General features: G+C 69.1%; 13 protein-coding genes. 1 reads left to right on the top strand and 12 read right to left on the bottom strand.

What is annotated here, in order from left to right; genetic code table 11:
• Nucleotides 1-30 precede the first annotated feature (30 nt).
• Complete coding sequence (locus tag JNB62_RS14245) at nt 31-1,020, bottom strand: LacI family DNA-binding transcriptional regulator (RefSeq protein ID WP_220301554.1); 990 nt, start codon at nt 1,018-1,020, stop codon at nt 31-33.
• A 138-nt stretch (nt 1,021-1,158) separates the two neighbouring features.
• On the opposite strand from JNB62_RS14245, the gene JNB62_RS14240 reads away from it, so the two are divergent.
• The gene (locus JNB62_RS14240) at nt 1,159-2,301 is read left to right on the top strand and encodes a glycoside hydrolase family 172 protein (protein ID WP_220301553.1); all 1,143 of its coding nucleotides are present in this window, start codon (nt 1,159-1,161) and stop codon (nt 2,299-2,301) included.
• Between the two features lie 16 nt (nt 2,302-2,317).
• Here the strand turns inward: JNB62_RS14240 and JNB62_RS14235 are convergent, their stop codons facing one another.
• From JNB62_RS14235 to dnaK, 11 genes are all read right to left on the bottom strand, one after another.
• On the bottom strand, nt 2,318-3,220 hold the full coding sequence (locus JNB62_RS14235; protein WP_220301552.1) for an SMP-30/gluconolactonase/LRE family protein: 903 nt from the start codon (nt 3,218-3,220) through the stop codon (nt 2,318-2,320).
• Nucleotides 3,221-3,342: 122 nt separating this feature from the next.
• A complete protein-coding gene (locus JNB62_RS14230) occupies nt 3,343-5,376 on the bottom strand; it encodes a DUF4185 domain-containing protein (RefSeq protein ID WP_223231159.1) in 2,034 nt (677 codons plus the stop codon).
• Nucleotides 5,377-5,478: 102 nt separating this feature from the next.
• A complete protein-coding gene (locus JNB62_RS14225) occupies nt 5,479-6,360 on the bottom strand; it encodes a carbohydrate ABC transporter permease (protein ID WP_220301550.1) in 882 nt (293 codons plus the stop codon).
• A gap of 1 nt (nt 6,361) precedes the next feature.
• On the bottom strand, nt 6,362-7,318 hold the full coding sequence (locus JNB62_RS14220; protein WP_223231158.1) for a carbohydrate ABC transporter permease: 957 nt from the start codon (nt 7,316-7,318) through the stop codon (nt 6,362-6,364).
• Nucleotides 7,319-7,356: 38 nt separating this feature from the next.
• Complete coding sequence (locus JNB62_RS14215) at nt 7,357-8,703, bottom strand: ABC transporter substrate-binding protein (RefSeq protein WP_223231157.1); 1,347 nt, start codon at nt 8,701-8,703, stop codon at nt 7,357-7,359.
• A 383-nt stretch (nt 8,704-9,086) separates the two neighbouring features.
• Entirely contained in the window at nt 9,087-9,677 is a 591-nt protein-coding gene (locus tag JNB62_RS14210; RefSeq protein ID WP_220301549.1) for a DUF11 domain-containing protein, read from the bottom strand.
• Nucleotides 9,674-18,679, bottom strand: a complete 9,006-nt coding sequence (locus tag JNB62_RS14205) for a DUF7927 domain-containing protein (RefSeq protein ID WP_220301548.1) — start codon at nt 18,677-18,679, stop codon at nt 9,674-9,676. The genes JNB62_RS14210 and JNB62_RS14205 overlap by 4 nt, the downstream gene beginning before the upstream one ends.
• Before the next feature lie 321 nt (nt 18,680-19,000).
• Nucleotides 19,001-19,480, bottom strand: coding sequence for a heat shock protein transcriptional repressor HspR (locus tag JNB62_RS14200; RefSeq protein WP_220301547.1), 480 nt, complete (start codon nt 19,478-19,480; stop codon nt 19,001-19,003).
• An 88-nt stretch (nt 19,481-19,568) separates the two neighbouring features.
• Entirely contained in the window at nt 19,569-20,561 is a 993-nt protein-coding gene (locus tag JNB62_RS14195; RefSeq protein ID WP_220301546.1) for a DnaJ C-terminal domain-containing protein, read from the bottom strand.
• 15 nt (nt 20,562-20,576) lie between these two features.
• Nucleotides 20,577-21,182, bottom strand: a complete 606-nt coding sequence (locus JNB62_RS14190; protein WP_220301545.1) for a nucleotide exchange factor GrpE — start codon at nt 21,180-21,182, stop codon at nt 20,577-20,579.
• 2 nt (nt 21,183-21,184) lie between these two features.
• Nucleotides 21,185-23,050 (bottom strand): molecular chaperone DnaK, encoded by a 1,866-nt coding sequence (gene dnaK / locus JNB62_RS14185; RefSeq protein WP_220301544.1) that lies wholly within the window; start codon nt 23,048-23,050, stop codon nt 21,185-21,187.
• Nucleotides 23,051-23,071: the final 21 nt, after the last annotated feature.

Here is a 23,071-nt window from a genome sequence, read left to right as displayed (position 1 = left end):
CGCTCCCGGGATGAAACACCGGTTGCGGGATCAGCCGCGCAGCAGAGCGCGCGCCGGCTGGACCTCGTTGCGCAGGACGACCGTGCGTGCGGGCTGGTCGTCGCCGTTGATGCGCTCCAGCAGCATCTTCGCCGCGGTGACGCCCATGTGGCGGGCCGGCAGGCGCACCACCGTGACGGCCGTCGGCGACAGCGTCGTGAACGGCAGCGAGCCCACGACGGCCACCCCGAGCTTGGGCGGCGTGAGGCCGTGCTCGGTCAGCACCTGGATCGCGCCGACGCCGAGCATGTTGTTGCACGCGACGACCGCGTCCGGCGGTTCCGGCAGAGCGAGCAGCTCTTCCATCACCTCGCGTCCGCCGTCGACGCGGAACGTCGAGTACCGCAGGAGCTCGTCCGGGTCACCGTCGGGGAAGTGCCGCGCGAGCACGGCGCGCCAGCCCTGCGCGCGCTCGTACGCGGTCTCGATGTGCTGCGGTCCGGTGATGCAGGCGATGCGGCGGTACCCCGCCTGCACGAGGTTCTCGGTCGCAGCCTGGCCCGCCGTGCGGTTGGCCATCACGACGCCGTCGATGTCGTATCCGGTTCCGCGGTCGACCGCGACCACGGGCCGACCGGTCGCCATCAGCTCGTCCAGGTTCGTGTGGTCGGAGGCGGCGGCGAGGATCACGCCGGCCATATGCTCCGAGATCGCGATCTGGAGGTACGTCGCCTCTTTGTCGATCTGCGAGTCGGTGTTGCACAGCACGACGGAGTAGCCGGCCTGCGAGGCGACATCCTCGACGCCCCGCGCCATCTCGGTGAAGTACGGGTTCTCGATGTCGGGGATCACGAGGGCGATGACCTCGGACGCCTGGCGCCGCAGACTGCGCGCCGTGCGGTTCGGCGTGAACTTCAGCTGCCGGGCCGCCTCGCGCACCGCGAGCGTCTTCTCGTCCGACACCCCCATGCCGTTGAAGACGCGCGACACCGTCGCCGGCGACACACCGGCGAGCTTCGCGACCTCGTAGATCGTGGCCATGTGACCCGCTTCCCCGTGCTCCGGCGCGCGTTGACATGCCGGTCAGCCAACAATACAGTGTTGAAATCGATTCCAAAATATCGACATCCGATCGACCCTCGCACCGCCTCGGTGCGCCGACACGAGGACGTGCCACCCGTGACCGCTCCCCAGCTCCCCTCCCCCGACCTGTCGTCGATCGCGTCGCTGCGGTCGCTGCAGACGCGGTCCATCTCGCCCGAGAACTTCGACGGCGCGGTCGGCGGCGGCGGCCGCGCCACCGAGGGCACGGGCGCCTCGTGCGCGCGCGACCTCGGTCCCGGCTGGAAGATCTCGCCCAGCGTCGACATCAAGGCGGGCGAGACGTTCGACCTCGCGAACATCCAGGGCGGCGGGAAGATCACGCATATCTGGATCACCACGCACACCGACAACTGGCGCACGCTGATCCTGCGGGCCTACTGGGACGGCGCCGACGAGCCCGCCGTGGAGGTGCCGTACGGCGACTTCTTCTGCAACGGCTGGGGCGTCTTCGCGCAGGTCAACTCCCAGGCCGTCGCCGCCAACCCGAACGGCGGCTTCAACTCGTACTGGCCCATGCCGTTCCGCAGGGGCGCCCGCCTCACGATCGAGAACACCTCGGTCGTCGACGTGCGGGTGTACTACCAGGTGACGTACGAGATCGGCGGCGACTACTCGAACGAGGGGTACTTCCACGCGCAGTGGCGCCGCTCGAACCCGCTCGAGGATCGCGTGCCGCACACGATCCTGGAGGGCATCGAGGGCCGCGGCCAGTACGTCGGCACGTACATCGCGTGGGGCGTCAACTCGAACGGCTGGTGGGGCGAGGGCGAGATCAAGTTCTACCTCGACGACGACACCGACTACCCAACGATCTGCGGCACCGGCACCGAGGACTACTTCGGCGGCGCGTGGAACTTCGACGTCCCCGGCAAGGGCTACACCGAGTTCTCGACCCCGTACCTCGGCATGCCGCAGGTGATCCGCCCCGACGGCCTGTACGTCAGCCAGCAGCGCTTCGGGATGTACCGCTGGCACCTGCTGGACCCGATCTTCTTCGGCTCCGGCATCCCGAAGGTCGACATCCAGGCCCTCGGCTGGCGCAGCGGCTGGCGCTACCTGCCGCTGCGCGACGACATCGCGTCGACGGCGATGTTCTACCTCGACCGGCCGACGGCCCGCCGCCCCAAGTCGCCGAGCGCCGACGACATGGAGGTGCACCTAGGCACCGCCCCGGTGCCGGACATCGGCGCGACTCCGCCGCGCGCACCTCAGGACTGAGGCGCTCGGGCGCGGCTCAGCCGCTCGCGAGCCTGCGCCCGCGCACCGTGGTGCGCAGGACGTAGAGGCTCGTCGTCGCCGTGATGTAGAGGACGTTGCGACGCGGACCGCCGAACTCGAGGTTGGCGACCGTCTCGGGCAGCGGGATGCGGCCGATCAGCGTTCCGTCGGCCGCGTGGCAGCGCACCCCGTCGGCGGCGGCGACCCACAGCCGCCCGAGAGCATCGACCCGGATGCCGTCGTAGACGACGTCCGCCTGCGCCATCCGCTCCGGCGTGCCCGTCGTGCCGTCCGGTCCGACCGCGGCGCGCCAGATGGCGGGCGTGCCGCTGTCGGTGACGTAGACGGTGCTGCCGTCGGGGTCGAACGCGATGCCGTTCGGCTGGTCGAGGTCGGCGAGGCGCAGCGCGATGGAGCCGTCCGGGTCGACGCGGTACACGCCGCGCACCGCCTGCTGCGGGGTCGCCGCGAGGCCTTCGTAGTCGCTCAGGATGCCGTAGGTCGGATCGGTGAACCAGATGGAGCCGTCGCGGTGGACGGCGACGTCGTTCGGGCTGTTAAGCGTCAGCCCGTCGAAGGCGTCGGCGACGACGGCTGTCGTGCCGTCGTGTTCGAGGCGCGCGACGCGCCGGCCGCCGTGCTCGCACCAGACGAACCGGCCCTGCTCATCGACGGTGCGGCCGTTGGCGAATCCGGAAGCCGCGTCGACGACGTCGACGCGGCGCGTGCGCTCGTCGAAGCGCAGCACGCGTTCGTTCGGGATGTCGCTGAACAGCACGAAGCGGTGCGCCGGGTGGTACGCCGGCCCTTCCAGCCAGCGGCCGTCGTCGAACACACGCTCGAGGTGATGGTCTCCGCCGACGTCGGCGAACCGCTCGTCGAACGACTCGTACACCGCTGCCAGCCGGTCGCCCGCCATCCGTCCGCCTTCCCGCTGCCGCGTGTGCGGCATCCCGATTTCCGTGGTCAGCCCATCCTAGGAAGCCGCCGGTGCGGCCGGACGCCCGCCGACCGGTGAAGCCGGTCGGCGGGCGTCGGGTTCTACGGCTTGGTCGGCTTGCCCGGCTTGTCGGGCTTGCCGGGCTTGTCGGGGAACTCGGGCCGCGGCGGGCGCGGGTCGTAGTGCACCGCGGTGAGTGTCGACACGCAGCCTTCGCACGACGTCAGGATCGCGCGGTCGGCTGTGGCCGACGTCGTCACGACGAGGCTCGAGTCCGTGCGCGACGCGTCACGGCGCACCGTGGCCGCGAACGACAGCTCCAGCGTCGCGCCGGACGGGATGTCGCCCGCCCACCGCAGCGTCGTGCCGTCGAGCACCGGGGCACCCAGAGAGGAGCGAAGGGATGCCGCATCCAGCGTCGCATCGTCGACCAGTCCCGCCAGGTCCACGGCCACGGCCACGCCCTCGGCCGTCGCACTGTCGGTCGAGGCCCGCACGGTGTAGGTCACGACGTCGTCGCGCACCACCTCGGAGCCCGCCACGGGGTCGGAGGCCACCGAGACCGTGAGTCCGGGCAGCTGCTCCTTCGCCTTGACGAGCGACAGGTCGTCGAACTGCACCCAGCGGTCGCCGTTCAGGTGCGTGCCCACGAAGGCCTGCACCTCGGTGCGGTCGCCGCTGTGGAACGTGACGGAGTAGCGCGTGTACGCGCCCACCGCCTCGAACGTCGTCTCGCCGATCATCGCCCCTCCCGCGCCGAGTTCGCGCACGCCGATCGAGCCCTCGGCCGGCGTGCCGCCGGTCACCACGAACCCGGTGAAGGTGTACGTCGTGTTCGGCTCGACGGCGACGTCCTGGTGCACGTCGATCCAGCCGGCGTTGAAGCGCATCCAGCCCTGCTTGGTGCCGCCGTAGGCCCACGTGTGGTTGATGTCGATGCCGCAGTTGCCGGTGCACGCCCACGGCGCGGGCATGGTGCCGTCGACCGCACGCTCGAAGCCCGGGTCCTCGATGAGGTTCGGGTTGACGACGTTGCCCTCGCGGTCGATCTCGGCGCGCATGAGGTAGGTGTTGTACGGCTCCCACTGCGACAGCGAGAAGTACAGGTCGCCGTCGTCCGACCACGGGTGCAGGTACCCGCCGTACAGCCCCGGGTAGTCCGCGAAGCTGGCGAGCCGCTGGCGGTCGCTCCACGGTCCCTCCGGCGAAGAAGCGGTGCGCAGCACGAGGTCGAGGTTCTCGTCGAGATACGTCATGAGCCAGCCACCGGTGTAGTCGCTGTACTGCACCGACAGCTCCGCGACGTTCGGCGGCACGATGGCGACGGCCGCCGTCTCGTCAGCCACCCACGCCGAGCCGTTCCAGTACGTGTAGGCGGCCTTGTCGAGCACCTGCGCCTCGGGCACGCGCGCCACATGCGCCGCACCGAACCTGCCGTTGGGCGTGCCGAACATGTACACCCAGCCGTCGTGGCGTTCGAACGCGACCATCTGGAACGGGTCCTGCCCGTCGGCGGTGTTCGTCCACTGCGGGCCGTCGGTCGAGTTCCAGGTGTCGCCGTTGTCGTCCGAGTACGCGATGCGGCTGTAGTTGGTGTCCCACTTTCCCGGGTCGCCCCATTGCCGCACCGACATGAACGCGAGGTACTGCCGCGATCCCACGGCGATGCCTGCGGTCGGGATCGTGGTGATCTCCTGCCCGTTGATCTTGAGCGACGGGATGAGCTCGCCGGCGTGACCGGGAGCGTCCTCCACGGCGGAGTCGAACGTCATGCCGTCGGTGAGGTCGGCGTCGCTGCTGCGCAGCAGCACGTTCGATCGCCAGTCGCCGCCTCCGCCACCGGGACCGGTCCAGTCGCCGAACGTGTCGCCGAACGCCGTGAGGATCTCTCCTTGGCCGTTGTCCCACATGATCCCGAGGTCGGTCCCGGTGACCCGCCACCGTGTGTCGGTGGCACTCGTGGACTTCGGTCCCGTCATCTTGCCGACCACCACGGCCGGGGAATGATCGGGGGATGCCGCCGGCACAGCGGTTTCGACGGTCGGCGCCGCCGCTGCTCCCGCCGGGACGATCGCCCCGATCGCGAGCGCACCGATCGCCGCGAGGGCGGCGGTGGTCGTTCTGAATCGTCGCATCATTGCGCCTTTCGTATGGTCCCCCGCCCCTTCGGCGGAGGTCTTTCACGGTCGCGCGTCGACCCGGCTCTGCCGGGACGCGGTCACTTCAGCGCGACGGTGCTACTTGAGGCCGGCCATCTTGATGTTGCCGATGATCTGGCGCTGGAAGATGAGGAACAGGATGACGACCGGCGCCGCGGCGAGGACCGACCCCGCGATGAGCAGACCGAGCTCGGTGCTGCGCTCGGAGCGGAACGTGGCCAGGTACTGCTGCACGACGAACTGGTCGGGGCTCGTGATGGTCATGATGGGCCACACGTACGAGTTCCAGTACGCGAGGAACGCGGTGATCCCCATCACGACGAACGGCGGCTTCGACAGCGGCAGGAAGAGCTTCGTGAAGATGCGCAGGCGCCCGCAGCCGTCGAGCATCGCCGCCTCTTCCAGGCTCGACGGGATGCTCAGATAGAACTGGCGGATGAAGAAGATCATGCCGGCGCTGGCCGCGCCCGGGATGACCAGGACCGCGAGGGTGTCGAGCATCTGCAGGTTCGTCACGACGATGAAGCTCGTGAGGAGGATCGTCATGCCGGGGATGAACATCGTCGTGATGACGATGACCCACAGCGTCCGCTTGAACCGGAAGTCGAGCCGCGCGAACGCATACGCCGCCAGCGAGTTGACCGTGAGAGCGAGCACGGTGAACAGCACGGCGCCGAGGAACGTCCAGAGCATCGTGCGGGTGAACGTCGGGTCGGCGAGGATCTGCGCGTAGTTCTCCCAGCGCCACACCTCGGGGAAGAACTGGAACGGGGTCTGGATCACCTCGGTCTTCGACTTGAAGCCGGCGATCACCATCCACGCGAGCGGGAACAGTGCTGCCAGGACGAAGACGATCCCGACGATCGCCTTGCCGATGGCGTACAGCCACCACGCGGTGTCGCGGTGCCGGCGGCGCGGGACGAGCGCCGTCGTGACGGGGGCATCCTGAACGGCGGTCACGTCAGTCCACCAGCCTCTCGGAGTTGACGAAGCGGAACACCAGCGCCGACACCGTGCCCAGCACGACGAACAGCAGCAGCGCCGCGGCGATCGAATAGCCGACGTTGATGTCGTTGCGGAAGTGGTTGAAGATGAACAGGTTCGGCAGCGTGGTCGCGTTCAGCGGGCCGCCGCCGGTCATCACGAGGGGCAGTTCGAACTGCTGGATGGCCGCCACGAACCCCGTGATGAGCAGGTAGAGGAAGACGTTCTTCATCTGCGGGATCGTGATGAACCGGGTCTTCTCCCACCAGTTCGCTCCCTCCATGGCCGCGGCCTCGTAGTACTCCGTGGGGATGTCGACCATGGCGGCCACCATGATGAGCGACGTGAGGCCCATGCCCAGCCAGATCGCCGGGATCGCGATCGCCAGCAGCGCCCACGCGGGGTCGCCGATCCACGCGATCGGGTCGATGCGGAAGCCGCCGAGCATCGCGTTGAGGATGCCGCCGGAGTAGTTGTAGATCAGCACGAAGATGATCGACGTGATGACCGACGAGATGATCGTGGGGATGTAGATGCTCACCTTGAGCACGCTCGCGAACCAGCGCGACACGCTCACCACGAGGCTGGAGAAGAAGAACGCGAGGATGAGCATCGGGGGCACGGTCATCGCGACGAACACGAAACCGCGGCCGATCGCCTCCCAGAAGAGCGGATCGCTCAGCACGTTCGTGTAGTTGCGGAACCCGACGAACTGAGGGTCCTTGTAGAAGCTCCAGTCCTGGAACGACAGGAACCCCGCATAGATCGCCGGCCAGATCACGAAGATCCCGAGCAGCACCACCGCGGGAAGGATCAGCAGGTACGCGATCCTGCCGTCGCGGTACCGGAACCGGTCGTGTCGGCGCCTGTCGCGGCGGCCGTCGGGCAGCACCATGGTCTCGGTCTCGGTCATCATCGTCTGCGTCGCGGTCATTTCCTCACCTCGCTGTGGGCCCGGACCCCTTCCGTCCGTCAGGACTTGGGTGCCTTGCTGGGCAGATCGTCGCGCTGGATCACCGTGTTGATGGCATCCTCCGCGGTCTTGATCGCGTCGTCCGTCGACGCCGCACCCTTCATGACCGATTCCATCGCGGTGCCCACCGCGAGCGACACATCCCAGGGGTAGGTCGGCTCGGGGATGGCGGTCGGCACGATGTCGTTCATGACGATGGGCGACCAGGGCGCGTCGGCGGCCTTGGGATCGGCAGAGACGGCGTCCTGCACCTCGGTGCGCACCGGCACCTTCGTGAACTGCGTGTCGACGAAGAACGGGACCAGCAGGTCGGGGTCGCCGGCGAGCGCCCACGTCAGGAAGTCGGCAGCGGCCTGCGGGTTCTTCGACTTGGCGTCGATCACCCAGCGGAAGTTGCCGAGCGTGGTGGCCGTGTCGCCGAGGGCGTCGTCGGCGTCCGGGAAGGCGCCGATGCCGGTCTTGGTGAGCAGGTCGGGGTAGTCGGAGCCGATCTCGGACATCATCCACGATCCCGACACCTTGAACGCGACCTTCTCCTCGCCGAAGTCCTTGCCCTCGACGTAGGCGGCCAGCGCCTGCTGGGGCATGTAGCCCTCGTCCCACAGCGTCTTGTAGTTCGCCATCAGCTGGCGGTAGCCGTCGTCGTCGATGTCGGGCGCGGTCCAGTCGTCGTTCAGCGCGGTGTGGCCGGCGAAGTTGTACTGCTGACCCACGGACGACCAGGCGAAGGTGACGGCATCACTCGCCGGCGAGATGCAGTACTGCCCGTCAGCGAGCGTCGGCTTGATCGTGGCGCACATGTCGAGCAGCTCGGACCAGCTCGTCGGACCGGTCTCGGGGTCGAGCCCGGCCGCCTGCAGCAGATCCTTGTTCCAGAACAGCACCGTCTGCGGCTCGAGCAGCAGCGGGTACGCATAGTACGTTCCGTCGAGCTGCGAGATCGGCTGGGCGGGATCGATGATCTCGTCGAGCTTGTCCTGCGGAACGAGGTCGTTGAGCTCGTGCAGCTGTCCCGCGTTCACGGCGTCGGTGATGCTCGCCGAGAACGTGTAGATGTCGGGGGCCTTGCCGGCGGCCTGCGCCGACTTCATCTTCTGGTCCCACGCGTCGGCGGGCACCTCGGTGTCGACGACCTTGATCTCGTCCTGCGACGCGTTGAACTTCTTCACGATGTCGGCGTACCAGTCGTTCTCGACCGGAGTGAACGTGCGGTGCCAGAACTGCACGGTGGTGACGCCGTCGGCGCTGGAGTCGTCGCCGCCGCCGGCACTGCAACCCGCGAGCGCCATGCCCGCGGCCGTCGCCGCCGCGACGGCGAGCAAGAGCCTGCTGTTTCTCTTGTGCATTCGTCCCTCCTCAGGAACACGACTCTTCGGTGAGTCGGAGCTGTGGCCGGTCAGGGGAGCCCGGTCGACCTGATCGAGCGGCACCCGTCGTCCTGCACGGATCGCCTCTGACCTCGTCTCGGCCAGAGTAGACGAAATCGATTTCATGCGCAATGGCCCACTACGGCATCATCCGGCACCGAATCGCCGCCAGGACCCCTCGGCGCCGCATGAAACCGCGCACGACGAGCGGAAAATGGGCCAAACGGCTCGGGATGCGGCATCCCGCCATTCTGTATCGATTTCACAACGCAGCGCTCGCGGCAGGTCGCCGCGTCGAGCCACGACAGGTCACGACGTCCTGGGGCGCCCGCGTGGAATCGATTTCAGACCTGATCGCTCCGTCAGCGGGCGAGGCGGCGACGCCGACGTGCGATGAGCACCCCGAAGATCGCGAGGGAGGATGCCCCGAGCACAGCGGCACTCACGACCCCGGCGCCGAGGACCCAGAGGGGCAGACCGGTCGCGGCGGTGGTCATGCCGGCGACGGCGGGTGGGGCTTCTGCCCCGGGAACGGCGTCCGCATCGGCGGCGCGCACGATGACCTCCCCCGAGGCGCCTGTCACCTCCGCCAGGCCCACGACCTGATAGGCGTCGGCGGGGACCTCGGCCACGAGGGCCACGGCCTCGAATGTGGCGGATCCTCCGGCAGGGAGTTCCAGGGCCCAGCTCGCAGTGCCTTCCTCGACAGTGCCCTCCGCCGCGCCGAACTCGACGAAGTTGCCCGCAAGCAGGCTGACGACGCCCGAGAACGGCGTCTGGCCATCGTTCTCCACGGTGACCACGTACTCGAGCACGTCGCCGCTTCGAGCCTCCTCGACGCCGTCTGACAGGTGCACCGACAGCTGGGCGTCGGGCTCAGCCACCGCCGCGCCTGCCGGCGCTGCGAGAAGCAGCGCCGGCAGGGCGATCGTCAGAGCGCGCAGCGTCCTCACGCCACCCGCCGGGTGCGTCGCCGCCGGCCGAGCCACAGGAAGAGGCCGCCGGCGGACAGCAGGCCGACCAGCAGCGCCAGCAGCGGCCACTCCACGCCGCCGCCACCGGTGATGGCGAGCGGGCGCTTCACCGGCGTCTCGACCAGGCAGCCGTCCACGCTCGGATCGACGCAGTTGCCGCCGATCTCGCCGTCGCTGAACACGACGTTGCGCATGATGTTGTCGCCGCCGTGCTCGCTCACCACGAAGCTGTACGTCACCGTCGTGACCGCACCGATCTCGAGCGGCCCGGCCCACGTGAGCCGAGCGCCGTCGAACGTCGCGCCGCCGGTCGCGTCCTCCAGGTATCGCGCGTCGTCCAGGACGCCGGCGAAGTCGTCGACGAAGGTGGCGGGCAACTCATCGGTGTAGGCGACCTGGCCGGTGTTGGTGACCGTGATGGTGTACGTGACCGTGTCGCCGGGCTTCACCTCGGCGCCGGCATCGGATGTCTTCACCGTCGCGTACGACTGCACCAGCGTGCGCGTCGCGCAGTCGGGGTCGGTCGAGGCTGCGGGATCGGCACCGGCAGACGGATCGCCCGGGTTCTCCACGGCGATCGCAGAGCAGTTGCTCGGCACCTCGGCCGGCGTCGTCACGACGTTGTCGAGGATCCCGTCGCCGGTGCGCGGCGCGTTGATGGTGACCGAGTACTCGATGGTCACCGACTCGCCCACGGCCAGCGGCCCCTGCCACTTCAGGCGCGAGCCCACGAGCTCCGCCCCCTCGGTGGCGTCGTCGTTGTAGACGGCGTCGTCGAGCACCTCGACGAGCGAGTCGTCGATCTGCGCCGGACGCTCCGCGGTCCAGTCGATGCCGCCGTCGTTGGTGACGGTGATCGCATACTCGACCACCTCGCCCGCGAACGCGGTCTGCTTCGACGACGTCTTCGTCACATGCACCGACGGTCCGCCGAGGTCGACCTCGCACACCGGGTCCTCACTCGTCGGCGAGCAGTTGCCCCCCGGCGTCGTGGAGGTCACCCGGTTGAACAGGACCTTGTCGGCCCCCTCGGGAGCGGGGTTGCGCACCGACACGCTGTACGTGAAGGTGATGACCTCGCCGACGTCGAGCTTGCCGCTCCACGCCAGGGCACCGGCATCCGGATCCCATGTCACGGGGTTCAGCGCGCCGCCCATCGACGACGTGGCGACCGCGTCCAGGTTGTACGTCGCGTCGTCGAGCACGTCCGTGAGCGGGTCGTCCCACACCACCGGCTCCTGGTCCGTGTAGGCCACCTGGCCGGTGTTCTCGAGCGTGATCGTGTACTCCACCACGTCACCGGGGAAGAACTCCGTGCGGTCGGCCGACTTCTGCAGGTGGTACGACTTCACCAGCGTCGTCGTGGTGCAGAGCGGGTCTTCCGACTCCGCCTCGCAGTTGGACGGGATGCCGGGCGGCGTCACGATCCGGTTCACGAGCGTGTGATCGCCCCTGTCGGGATTCGCGATCGTCACGCGGTACGTGATGGTCGCGGACGCACCCGCCGCCAGCGGGCCTTCCCAGTGGATCGTGGTCGTCGTCGTGTTGTACGTCGCCTCACCGGCGGTCGCCGTCAGCTGGAGCGACTCCGCCGTGACGGTCGTCACGTCGTCGATGAGCCGCGCCAGGCCGTCGTCGAAGGCGGCGGGCGCGTCGGACGTGAAGTCGACGGCACCGGTGTTGGTGACCTCGACCGTGTACTCGATGACGTCACCTGCCAGCGCGACCTCCTGGTCGACGGACTTCTCGACGTGGAGCGCACGCACCGGCGTCTCGGTCACGCAGTCCGGCGCCGTCGCTTCGGCGCAGCCGCCATCCGGGGGCGTCACCACGGCGTTGCGCAGGATCCCGTCCGCGGGCGGCGTCGGGGTCTGCTGCGGGTCGAGCACGGTCACCGAGTAGGTGATCGTCGCCACACCCCCGATAGGAAGGTCGCCCGCCCACGACAGGATGCCGTCGGCGAAGGTCGCGCCGCCCGTCAGGCCCGTCGGGCCACTGGCGTCGTCGAGCACGCCCGACAGATCGTCGGTGAACGTGGCCTGCGTGGGCGCGGCATACGCCACCTGACCGATGTTCTCGACGCGCACGGTGTAGGTCACGACGTCGCCGGGCTCCGCCTGCGCGTGGCTCGAGGTCTTCACGGTGTCGTAGGCGCGGATCGGGGTGATCGTCTCGCAGAGGCCGCACTCGCCGCCGGGACCGGTCGGTGCGACCACGTTCTCGAGGAGGAAGTCGGCGTCCTCGTCGACGGTCGCGTCGACCGTGACGGTGTACTTCACCGTGACGAGGCCTCCCACCGGGAGCTCGCCCTGCCAGCGCAGCTCGGAGTCATCCGCATGCCACGTCGGCGGGTTGTCGCTGGCGCCTTCGACGGTCAGGTCGAACGGCTCGCCGGCCACGTCCAGCACGTCGGTCAGGTCGTCGGTGAAGGACGCGGGGTCGTCGTCGGTGTAGGCGACGGCACCGGTGTTGGTGACCGTGACCGTGTAGACCACGTCCCCACCGGGGGTGACGACGCCGGGCGTCGACGACTTCTCGACGAGGTAGCTGCGCACCGGTGTGTCGGTGGTGCACGCGCCCTCCTCGGTGCAGGCGCCGGTCGTGCTCGTCACCGTGTTCACGAGGTAGTGATCGCCGGCGTCGGGGTCATCGACCGTGAGCGTGTAGCTGATGGTCAGCGTCCCGTCGACCGCGAGCGGCCCCTCCCAGCGCAGCGCGCTGCCCGCCACCGTGGCCTCGCCCTGGTCGGGCGTGATGGTGATGTCGCGGAGGTCGCCGGCATCATCGAGCACGCCGGAGAGGTCGTCGACCACGTCCGCTGGTGCGTCCTCTGTGTACGCGACGGCGCCGGTGTTCCGCACCGTGATGGTGTACGTGACGTCGTCGCCCTCGGTGAGGGAGGTCGCGTCCACCTCCTTCTCGTACTCGAATGAGCGGATCGGCACCTCGGTCGTGCAGCTGCCCTCGGCGGCGCACGAGCCGCCGGGTCCGACCGGGTCGACATCGTTCACGAGGATGTCGTCGTCGGTCTCGCCGTGGGCGACCACGGTGTACCGGATCACCGCCTCACCGCCGATCGGGAGCGCACCCGACCACGTGAGCGTCGAGTCGCCGTCGAAGACCGCGCCACCCTGGAGCACCGTGCCCCAGTCGGCATCGCGCAGGACGTCCGTGAGGTCGTCGCTGAAGCCGGCGGGGTCGGCATCCGTGTAGGCCACGGCACCGGTGTTGCGCACGGTGACGGTGTAGACCACCGTGTCGCCGACCTCGACGACCTCGGGCTGAACCGTCTTCTCGACCGTGAACTCGCGCACGAGCACGGTGGCGTCGCAGTCGCCGTCGGTCGACATCGGCGTGCAGTTGCCGCCGCGGCCGGGCGGGGTCTCGACGCGGTTGTCCATGCGGTGGTCGCCGGCATCCGGGTCGTCCACGTCGACCGTGTAGACGAACGTCACGGTCTGGTCGACGTCGAGCGGACCCGCGGCGACGAGCACGCCGTCCTCGAACGTCACCTGCCAGCCCGAAGGCTGTGAGACGAGCACGGGGCTGCCGGAGTCGCCGAGGGTGTCGGTGAGGTCGTCGCGGATCTCGGCCGCGTTCTCGTCGCCGATGGCCGTTCCGGTGTACGCCTCCGACCCGGTGTTGGTGACCGTGATCGTGTAGGTGAGGTCCTGCTGCCCGGGCTCCACGACGGTGTCGTTGACGGACTTCACAACCTGGTACGACCGAGTCGGGATCTCGACCCAGCATCGCGGGTCGGCGACGTCGAAGTCGGTCGCCGGGTCGCAGTTGCCGCCGGGGCTGTCGGTGCTGGCCCGGTTGAGCAGTCGCTCGTCAGGCTCGGTGGCCGAGGTGATCTGCACCGTGTAGGAGATGACGACGGTGCCGTCACCGACCGGCAGGTCGCCGGCCCACCGGATGGTCTGCGCCGCCGCGTCGTACGTCGCGGTGCCGCCGCCCGAGACGACCTGCAGGTCGTCCAGGTTGGTGGCGTGCTCGAGCACGTCGCCGATGGGGTCCGAGATCGCGGCCTGCGGCTCGCCCGCACCGGCCGGATAGGGCACGTTGCCGGTGTTGCGGACGGTGATCGTGTAGGTCACCGCGTCGCCCACCTCGGCGACGTCCGTGTCAGCCGTCTTGACGAGCTCGTAGGACTGCACGGGCGTCTCGGTCTCGCAGACGGGGTCGGTGGATCCCGTGTCGCAGTTCGCGAGGCCCGTGGGCGTCGTGATGCGGTTCGCCAGCAGATGATCGCCGCGATCGGGGTTGTCGACGAGCACGTCGTACTCGATCGTCACCGTGCCGTCGACCGCCAGCGGGCCCGACCAGTCGAGGACGGAGCCCTGGTAGCGCAGGTCACCCGCCGTCCACGTCACGCTGCCGTCGACGATCTGACCGTCGTCGTCGATCGTCGCGGCGAGCTCGCCGTCGTCGACGATTCCCGCGAACGAGTCGCGGAACGAAGCCGGGAACCCGTCCGTGAACGCCACGCCGCCGGTGTTGGTGACGACGACGCGGTAGTGCACGGTGCCGCCGGGGTTGACGTAGGCAGGGTCGGACGACTTGGCGACGTGGAACTGGGCGATGGGCGTCGACGTGTCGCACAGGCCTTCGCCCGCGCACGATCCACCGGTGCCCGTCGGGGTCACCGTGTTGTTCAGCACCATGCTCTCGGGGTTCGGGTTCTGCTTCACCGCCACCGAGTAGGTGAACGATCGCACCTGCCCGATCGCGAGCGCGCCCGACCATGTGAGGTGGCCGTCCGCGAAGACGGCGCCGCCGGTCGCGCTGCCCGCGACGAAGTCGGCGTCGTCCAGCACATCGGCCAGGTCGTCGTCGAACGACGCCGGGGCCTCGGCCGTGTAGCCGACCTCACCGGTGTTGCGCACCGTGATCGTGTACGTCACGACGTCGCCGCGGACGACGGGCGCCTCGGCCGTCGACTTCTCGACGGTGTACGACTGCACGAGCACCGTGGCTTCGCAGTCGGGGTCGGCGGATCCCTCGGCGCAGTTGCTTCCGGGGGTGTCTGAGACGATCGTGTTCTCGAGCCGGTCGTCGCGCGCGTCTTCGTCCACGCCGGCGGCCTTGACCTGCACGTCGAAGCTGAACGAGGTGGTGGCGCCGACCGCGAGCGGACCGCTCCAGCTCACTCCCGTCGCCGGGTCGAAGGTCACGCCGGGCGACGAGGTGCCGGCCCACGTGGCATCCTTCAGCACGTCCGTCAGCGGGTCGGTCACCGACGCCGCCGCGAAGCCGTTCTCGCCGTAGGCCACCTGTCCGGTGTTGCGGACCTCGACCGTGTACGTCACGGTGCCGCCGGGGTTGATGGTCGACGGCGTCGCCGACTTCGTGAAGTGGATGCCGGGAACCGGGTGCTCGGTCGTGCACGCGGCGCACTCGATGTCGGTGCCCGGAGTGACGACGTTGCGCAGGCGGAAGTCGCCGACCTCGTCGTAGTCCTTCACGACGACCGTGTAGCTGATGGTGACGGTCTCGCCGGGGAAGATGCGATCGTTCGACCACCGCAGCGCGTTTCCGTCGAGGACGGCAGAGCCGGGGTCGCCGTCCTCGGCCGATGTCGTGACGGTGATGCTCTCCTCATCGATGTCGGCGTCGTCGAGCACGGCCGTGAGGTCGTCGACGAAGCTGGGCGACAGGAACGGCGCGGGGCTGTCCTCAGGCTCCGTCACCGCGACGGAGTAGGTGACCCGATCACCGGCCAGGACCGGGGTGCCCGACGCCGGGTCGGAGGTCTTGGTGATCGTCGGCGGAAGCGGCACGACGATGCCCGCGGGGTCGCTGCCCGTCAGCGGCTCGCCCACCGGGGGCGTGACGTTCACGAACGCCTCGTTGATCGTCGTGCCGAGGGCGGCCGGTCCCGCCGTGCAGTCGCGCGACTGCGACGCGCCGGCGGCGAGGGAGGCGACGGTGAACGCGCACTGCGGGAACATCGGGTCCGTCACGGCCACGTCGGTGAGCGTGCCGGTGCCTCGGTTGGTCACGGTGATGCGGTACGGCACCGAGTCGTCGCGGGCGTACTGCGGGAAGTCGCTCGCGTCCTGGGCGTCGTGCCACGCTGAGGCGTCATCAGGGTCGCCGCCCTTCTCGAGCACGTACTTCTTGATCTCGATCTGGTTGCAGTCGGCGATGGTCGTGGTGGCCGACGACTTCATCGGCAGCCCGGTGTGGGCCGCGATGCTGGTCGCGGCGTTGACGATGACCTGTCCGGGCTTGTTGTCGCCGGCGGCCGGCGCCGAGCACTCGGTGCTCGTGGGCGACGCCGTGGTGAAGTGCACGTCGAACGACTGCTGCGCGCCGGGGGCCAGCGCCGGGCCGATCACGCGGATCGCCGTGGCGTCCGCGGGGATGGGCGCATTCGTGCCGCTCAGTGTGACGGCGGTCCATCCCACGGTGTTGCCGGCGATGCTCCCCGGGTTCGTGCCGTTCGACTTCGTCCGCGCATCGTCGCTCAGCGTCGAGGGGTCGGCGGTCGTGTAGAACACGCGCCAGGTGGTGGCGGGCACGCTCACGCGGGTGACCTCGTAGCCGCCGTCGATGTTCGTGCCGTTCTCGTCACCCTTGTACGGGAGGATGTCGATCGTGTCGGTGTAGGCGTTCGAGGACGGATCGAGCGAGTTCAGCGTCATGCGCCAGAACGAGCTGCCGCCCGCGTACGGCACGAACGTGGCGTTCGAGCTCTTGCCGAACGTCGTCGTGCCGTTGTTCGGGACGACGACGGATGCCGAGGCCTGGCGCAGCGCCAGCTCGCGGTTGTCGCCGGGGACGCGCACCTCCGCCGTGTTCGTGAGGGTCGTGCCGGGCGCGACGGTGGCGTTCGCGGGCAGCATCGCCTGATAGGTGATCACCCTCTGGGTGTTCGCCGGCGAGTTCGTGATGGCGAAGGTGAGCTGCTGCCGCCCGCTCACGGTCGCCGAGGTCGGCGTGACGGCGGTGCCGTCGATCTTCGCCGAGCCGGCGACGTACTGCATGCCCGCGGGGAGCAGGTCCACCACGGTCAGGTTGCTGTTCGTCGGCGGGGTCGTCGTGCTGTTCGTCGCAGCGCGCACCGTGTAGGTCACCGGCTGGCCGGGACCGGCGGTCTGCGGGCTGGCCGACTTCGAGATGGTGCCGGTGTTGCCGACGATGCGGAAGACGTCGCGGTAGCCGTTGGTGCCGCCCGCTGCACCGGTGTACGGGCTCCACGGCGTCGCCGTGGCCACACTCCCACTGGTGTGCCCGACGTTGTACCAGGTGTTCGCTGCCGCGGTGACGGTGTTGGGACGGTTGAAGGAGCCGACGGTCCAGCCCTCTTCGAGGATGTTGTTCGGCGCACCGGCGACCCACGGCGTGGCGTTGGCCTTGATGTAGCCGAAGCCGCGGACGAAGACCTGCAACGGCTTGTCGACGGCGGGGTTCCAGGTGACCTTGAGCGCCGTCACATTCGCGGGGAGCGCGACGACGCTCGTGCCGGGGGTGCGGGGGTCGCCCCCCACCACTCCGCCGGCCGGGGTCGCGTTGACCCAGTTGACGGCAGTCGAGTCACACGTGAAAGTGCGCGTGTCGATGTTCGCGGTGGTGTACCAGTAGCGAAGCGTCGACATCTGCTGGTATCCGCCGCGCGCGGCATCCCAGCCCGCTCCGTCCATGTACCGCAGCACGAAGTTGTTGCTCTCGGGAGAAGGGAAGGTGGTGGCGGACTGGTTCATGGTGCAGACGCCGGCGAGGTTGGCGCTTCCCGGTCCGCGATAGTCGTTCCACGCCAGGCTGTTGGCCTGCATGTACAGGGGCAGGGCGGTGCCGCCTGCGCCGGGCGTCCAGGTCGATCCCGTCCCCGCCGACACGAAGAGCTGGTCATCCCATGCGGAGCGCGAGGATGCGGGCGTGCCCGCCCAGTGATTGCTGAAGTCTCCCTGCGTGTAGAGCGTGATCGCGTCAGTGTTGTTCGCGGTCGGGTCGGCCGTGGTCTGCGTCGTGCCGGGATACGTCCACGCCGGAGCGTTCGCGGTGAAGTTGAACGTCTGCGTGACCGTCACCGGCGACGGGTGCGACAGGATCAGCGCGCCGGATGCGATGTAGTTCTTGCCGGCCGGCAGGTTCTGACCCTTCGAGTCCTTCACCGGAATCTTGGTGAGGCTGTAGTCGATGCCGGTGAGGGTGACCCGGTACTGCGTCGCGTTGAGCTTCGTGATCGTGCAGCCTCCGGGGAACGCTGCGCGGTCGGCGCGGTTGGTCGCCGAGAACGGGATGCCGGCGGCCACCTCGCCGTTGACGGGCCGGCACTCCTCCGGGGTGATGAGGTTCGGGTTCGCGCCGGTCGTCGACGTCGCGACGTTCAGGATGAACGAGTAGTTGGCCGGTCCCGGGCGGCTGCCGACGTTCGCGGCGACAGCCCAGTCCACGATCATGTACTGACGCTCCGCGGCACCCTCGAAGTACCGGGTGCGCTGGCCGCCCTCCGCCGGGTTGCTCGACGGCGTGGAGATGACCAGATCCATGCCGTAGTTGTAGGTCACGGGCAGGGGCGTCTGGCTGGCGACCGCCGACGGCGCCGCCGCCTGGTCGGAGCTGACCGAACCCGACGCCGAGAGCGGCTGGCCGTCCACACTCGTGGCACGGATGGGCGTCTGGAGGACGGTCGCCGTCCCTGACTTGACCGTGCCGACGTTGCAGACGAGGGTCACACCGTCGGCCGAGAGCGACGACACCGGGGTGACACCGGTGGTCTTGCAGACCGTGGGGATGCTGGCGAACTTTCCGTTGCTCGCCGTCAGCGTCGCCGTGACGTTGGTGACGTCCTGGTTCGTCTCGGGCTGCTCGGCGTCATTCGTGTTGATGTGCCACTCGGCGATGACCGGGTTGCCGTACAGGACGCTGGTGGGGACCGGCGCCGCCCAGTTCGCCGTGATCTCGTGTTCGGCGACGATCGCGGCGTTCGCCGTGGCGGCCATGCCCGAGACGACCATGAGGACCGCGGCCACTGTGGCCGTCGTCGCTTTGCCGACCCTCCGCGCCGCGCGTCCCATTCGTGTGCCGATACCAGCGCGCCGACGACTCGCCATGCCGCTCTCCCCCGAGTTCTCGCGCGAACACAGAGCACGTTCGCGGATGGAATCACCGCCCTCGAGGCGCAACGCTGTCGAGGGACTTCGGGCGTGACGCTAGCGAAGATGAGAGGGCCCTCATCTGAATTTCACCCGGTCGTTCACCCGTTGGGCGACACCGGCTCGAACGGCGGCGTATCGGGGCTCAGCGGAGGAGAGGTCCCACCGGGTGGCGGCGCGGACGCCGTCGGGCGTCGGTCAGTCGGCGCGCTCGTCCTTCGGGCCGGGGCCTTCGTCCCCCGCCTCGATGGGGGTGCGGGGCCGCCACACGACGACCTCGGTGGCGCGGCGCACGCGGGTGCCGTGACGCAGCGTCACGACCGAGCCGGTCGAGCCGGCGGCGAACACGCGCGCGCCCGGCCTCTTCTCGAGCTCGGCGCGCACGCGCTCTTCGAGGTCGCGGACGCGGCCGTGCAGCTCGTGCACCCGGGCCTCGAGCTCGAGGATGCGCGTGATGGCGGGCAGGCCGATGCCGTCCGACGACATGCGGGCGACCTCGCGCAGCTGCTCGACATGGCGCAGCGAGTAGCGACGCGAGCCGCCCTGGGTGCGGGCCGGCACCACGAGGCCCAGCCGGTCATACTGCCGGAGGGTCTGCGGGTGCATGCCCGACAGCTCGGCAGCGACGGCGATCGCGAAGATGGGCGCGTCGGCGTCGATCTCTCGTTCTTCAGCCATCTGCCTCACCTCTTCTCTGGCGCTGTTCCCCTGTCACGAATCGTGGGAGCTCCCGACAGATTGTGACAGGGGAGCAGGCGCGTGACCGCTATCCCCGCGCCTTGGCCATCATGTCGGCGCGCGGGTTCTCTTTCGGCTCCAGGCTCTGGAACCGCTCCAGCGCTTCGCGCGCGGCGTCGTCGAGGTGCGACGGCACCGCGACCTGCACCTCCGCGAGGAGGTCGCCGGTGCCCTTCGTGGTCTCGACGCCGCGGCCCTTGACGCGCAGCACGCGACCCGACGGCGTCCCGGGCGCGACGCGCAGCTTGACGGGGTCGCCGCCGAGCGTCGGCACCTCGATGGTGGCGCCCAGCGCCGCCTCGGTGAACGTGACCGGAACCGTGACACGCAGGTTCAGGCCATCGCGCGTGAAGACGGGGTGCGGGCGCACCGTGATCTGCACGACGATGTCGCCGGACTCGCCCCCGTCGGGCGACGGACGCCCGCGGCCGCGCAGCCGGATCTTCTGCCCGTCGGCCACGCCGGCAGGGATCTTCACCTTGAACGGCTTGCCGTCCTCGCCCTGCAGCGTGATCGTCTCGCCCTTGGTCGCGGTGACGAAGTCGATCGTCGTGCGCGCGGTGACGTCGGCGCCACGGGTGGGGCCGCCGTAGCCGCGGAACCCGCCGGTCGACTGACCGAAGCGTCCCGAGCCGAAGCTGCCGCCCTGCTGCTGGTTGAACATGGCGAAGATGTCATCGAAGTCCTGCGCCTGCTGGCGGCCGCCACGGCCCTGGTTGAACATCGAGAAGACGTCCTCGAAGCCGCCCGCGCCGCCCTGGCCGCCCGCCGTGAAGCGCGCCCCCGAGCCCATGGCCCGGATCTGGTCGTACTCCTGGCGCTGCTCGGCGTCCGAGAGCACCGAGTAGGCCTCGCTGATCTCTTTGAACTTCGCCTCGGCCGCCGCATCGCCCTGGTTGGAGTCGGGGTGGTACTTGCGGGCGAGCTTGCGGTACGTCTTCTTCAGGTCCGCATCGCTGACGTCCTTCGAGACACCGAGCACCGAGTAGAAGTCCTTGTCGAACCAGTCCTGACTGGCCATGGATCCTCCTCGGGCTTACTCGGCGGGAACGGCGACGACGACCTTCGCCGGACGCAGCTCCACCGAGCCCAGGCGGTAGCCGATCTCGACGACCTCGATGATCGTCTGCTCGGTCGCTCCCGGCGTCGGCACCTGGAAGATCGCCTCGTGCTGCTGCGGGTCGAACACCTCGCCGGCCTCGCCGTAGGTCGTCAGACCGATGCGCTCGGCCACGCCGCGCAGCTTCTCGGCGATCGCGGCGAACGCCGAGCCCGCCTCGAGGTCGCCGTGCTTCTCGGCGCGGTCGAGGTCGTCGAGCACCGGCAGCAGGCCCTTGGCGACCGCTCCCTGGGCGCGCTCGATCTCGACCTCGCGCTGCTCTTCGGTGCGACGCCGGTAGTTGGCATACTCGGCCTGCAGCCGCTTGAGGTCGGTCAGCAGCGCCGACTCGAGGTCGGCGAGCACCGCGTCCTCCGCGGCGGCATCGGCGTTCTGCTCAGCGCCCAGGATGTCGTCGACGGTCAGCTCGTCGTCTCCGGTCCCTGCGTCTGTCGAAGGGCCCTCCTGCGGGTCGGACCCGGAGGCGTTCGCCTCCGGGTCCTCGCCGCCGGGGACCTCGTTCTCGAAGTCCTTGTCGGCCATGGTTACTTCGTCTCGTCCTCGTCGATGACCTCGGCGTCGACGACGTCCTCGTCAGGGTTCGACGAACCCTGGCCGTCGCCCGACGCGCCGGGACCGGCATCCTGAGCAGACTGCGAAGCCTGGTTCGAGGCGTAGATCGCCTCACCGAGCTTGCCCTGGCTCTGGTTGAGCTTGTCGAACGCGGTCTTCACGGCCTCATCGTCCTCGCCGGCCAGCGCCGTCTTGAGCGCGTCGACGTCGCCCTGGACCTCGGACTTGACGTCCTCGGGCAGCTTGTCGTCGTTCTCTTTGATGAGCTTCTCGATCGAGTACGCGAGCGTCTCGGCCTGGTTGCGCACCTCGGCGGCCTCGCGGCGCTTCTTGTCGTCGGCGGCGTGCTCCTCGGCCTCGCGCACCATGCGCTCGATGTCCTCCTTCGCGAGCGACGAGCCGCCCGTGATGGTCATCGACTGCTCCTTGCCGGTGCCCTTGTCCTTGGCGGACACGTGCACGATGCCGTTGGCGTCGATGTCGAAGGTGACCTCGACCTGCGGGATGCCGCGCGGAGCCGGCGCGATGCCGGTCAGCTCGAACGTGCCCAGCGGCTTGTTGTCGCGCGTGAACTCGCGCTCGCCCTGGAAGACCTGGATCGCGACCGACGGCTGGTTGTCGTCGGCGGTCGTGAAGGTCTCGCTGCGCTTGGTCGGGATGGCGGTGTTGCGCTCGATGAGCTTCGTCATGATGCCGCCCTTGGTCTCGATGCCGAGGCTCAGCGGGGTGACGTCGATGAGCAGGACGTCCTTGCGCTCGCCCTTCAGCACACCGGCCTGCAGGGCCGCGCCGACGGCGACGACCTCATCCGGGTTGACGCCCTTGTTGGCGTCCTTGCCGGTCTCGCGCTTGACGAGCTCGGCGACCGCGGGCATGCGCGTCGAGCCGCCGACGAGGACGACGTGGTCGATGTCGCCGACCTTGATGCCGGCCTCGCGGATGACGTCCTCGAAGGGCTTCTTGGTGCGGTCGAGCAGGTCCTTGGTGAGGTCCTCGAACTTGGCGCGCGTGATCGTCTCGCTCAGCGACACGGGGCCCGAGTCGGTGAGCGACAGATACGGCAGGTTGACGCTCGTCGAGGTCGACGACGACAGCTCCTTCTTCGCCTGCTCGGCGGCCTCCTTGAGGCGCTGCAGCGCGATCTTGTCGCCCGAGACGTCGACACCCGTGGTGTCCTTGAACTGCTTGATCAGGTAGTCGACGAGGCGCTGGTCCCAGTCGTCGCCGCCGAGGCGGTTGTCGCCGGCGGTGGCGCGCACCTGGATGGTCGAGAAGTCGTCGTCCTTGCCCACTTCGAGCAGCGAGACGTCGAACGTGCCGCCACCGAGGTCGAAGACGAGGATGAGCTCGTCCTCCTTGCCGCGGTCCAGGCCGTAGGCGAGGGCCGCCGCGGTGGGCTCGTTGATGATGCGCAGGACGTTCAGGCCCGCGATCTCGCCGGCCTCCTTGGTGGCCTGGCGCTCGGCGTCGTTGAAGTACGCGGGGACCGTGATGACGGCGTCGGTGACGGTGTCGCCGAGGTACTCCTCCGCGTCGCGCTTCAGCTTCTGCAGGATGCGGGCGGAGATCTCCTGCGGCGTCCACTTCTTGCCGTCGACGTCGAAGCTCCAGTCGGTGCCCATGTGGCGCTTGACCGACGAGACGGTGCGGTCGACGTTGGTGACGGCCTGGCGCTTGGCGGTCTCGCCGACGAGCACCTCGCCGTCCTTGGTGAACGCGACGACCGACGGGGTCGTGCGGAAGCCCTCGGCGTTCGCGATGACCTTGGGCTCGCCGCCCTCGAGGACGCTCACGACCGAGTTGGTCGTACCCAGGTCGATTCCCACAGCACGTGCCATGTTGTTCTCTCCTTCTGTTGG

The sequence above is a fragment of the Microbacterium jejuense genome, assembly GCF_019511665.1.
In the GTDB taxonomy this organism is placed as follows: Bacteria; Actinomycetota; Actinomycetes; order Actinomycetales; family Microbacteriaceae; genus Microbacterium; species Microbacterium jejuense_A.
Note: the sequence above shows the minus strand (reverse complement) of the source record. Positions and strands in the feature narration are given on the sequence as shown.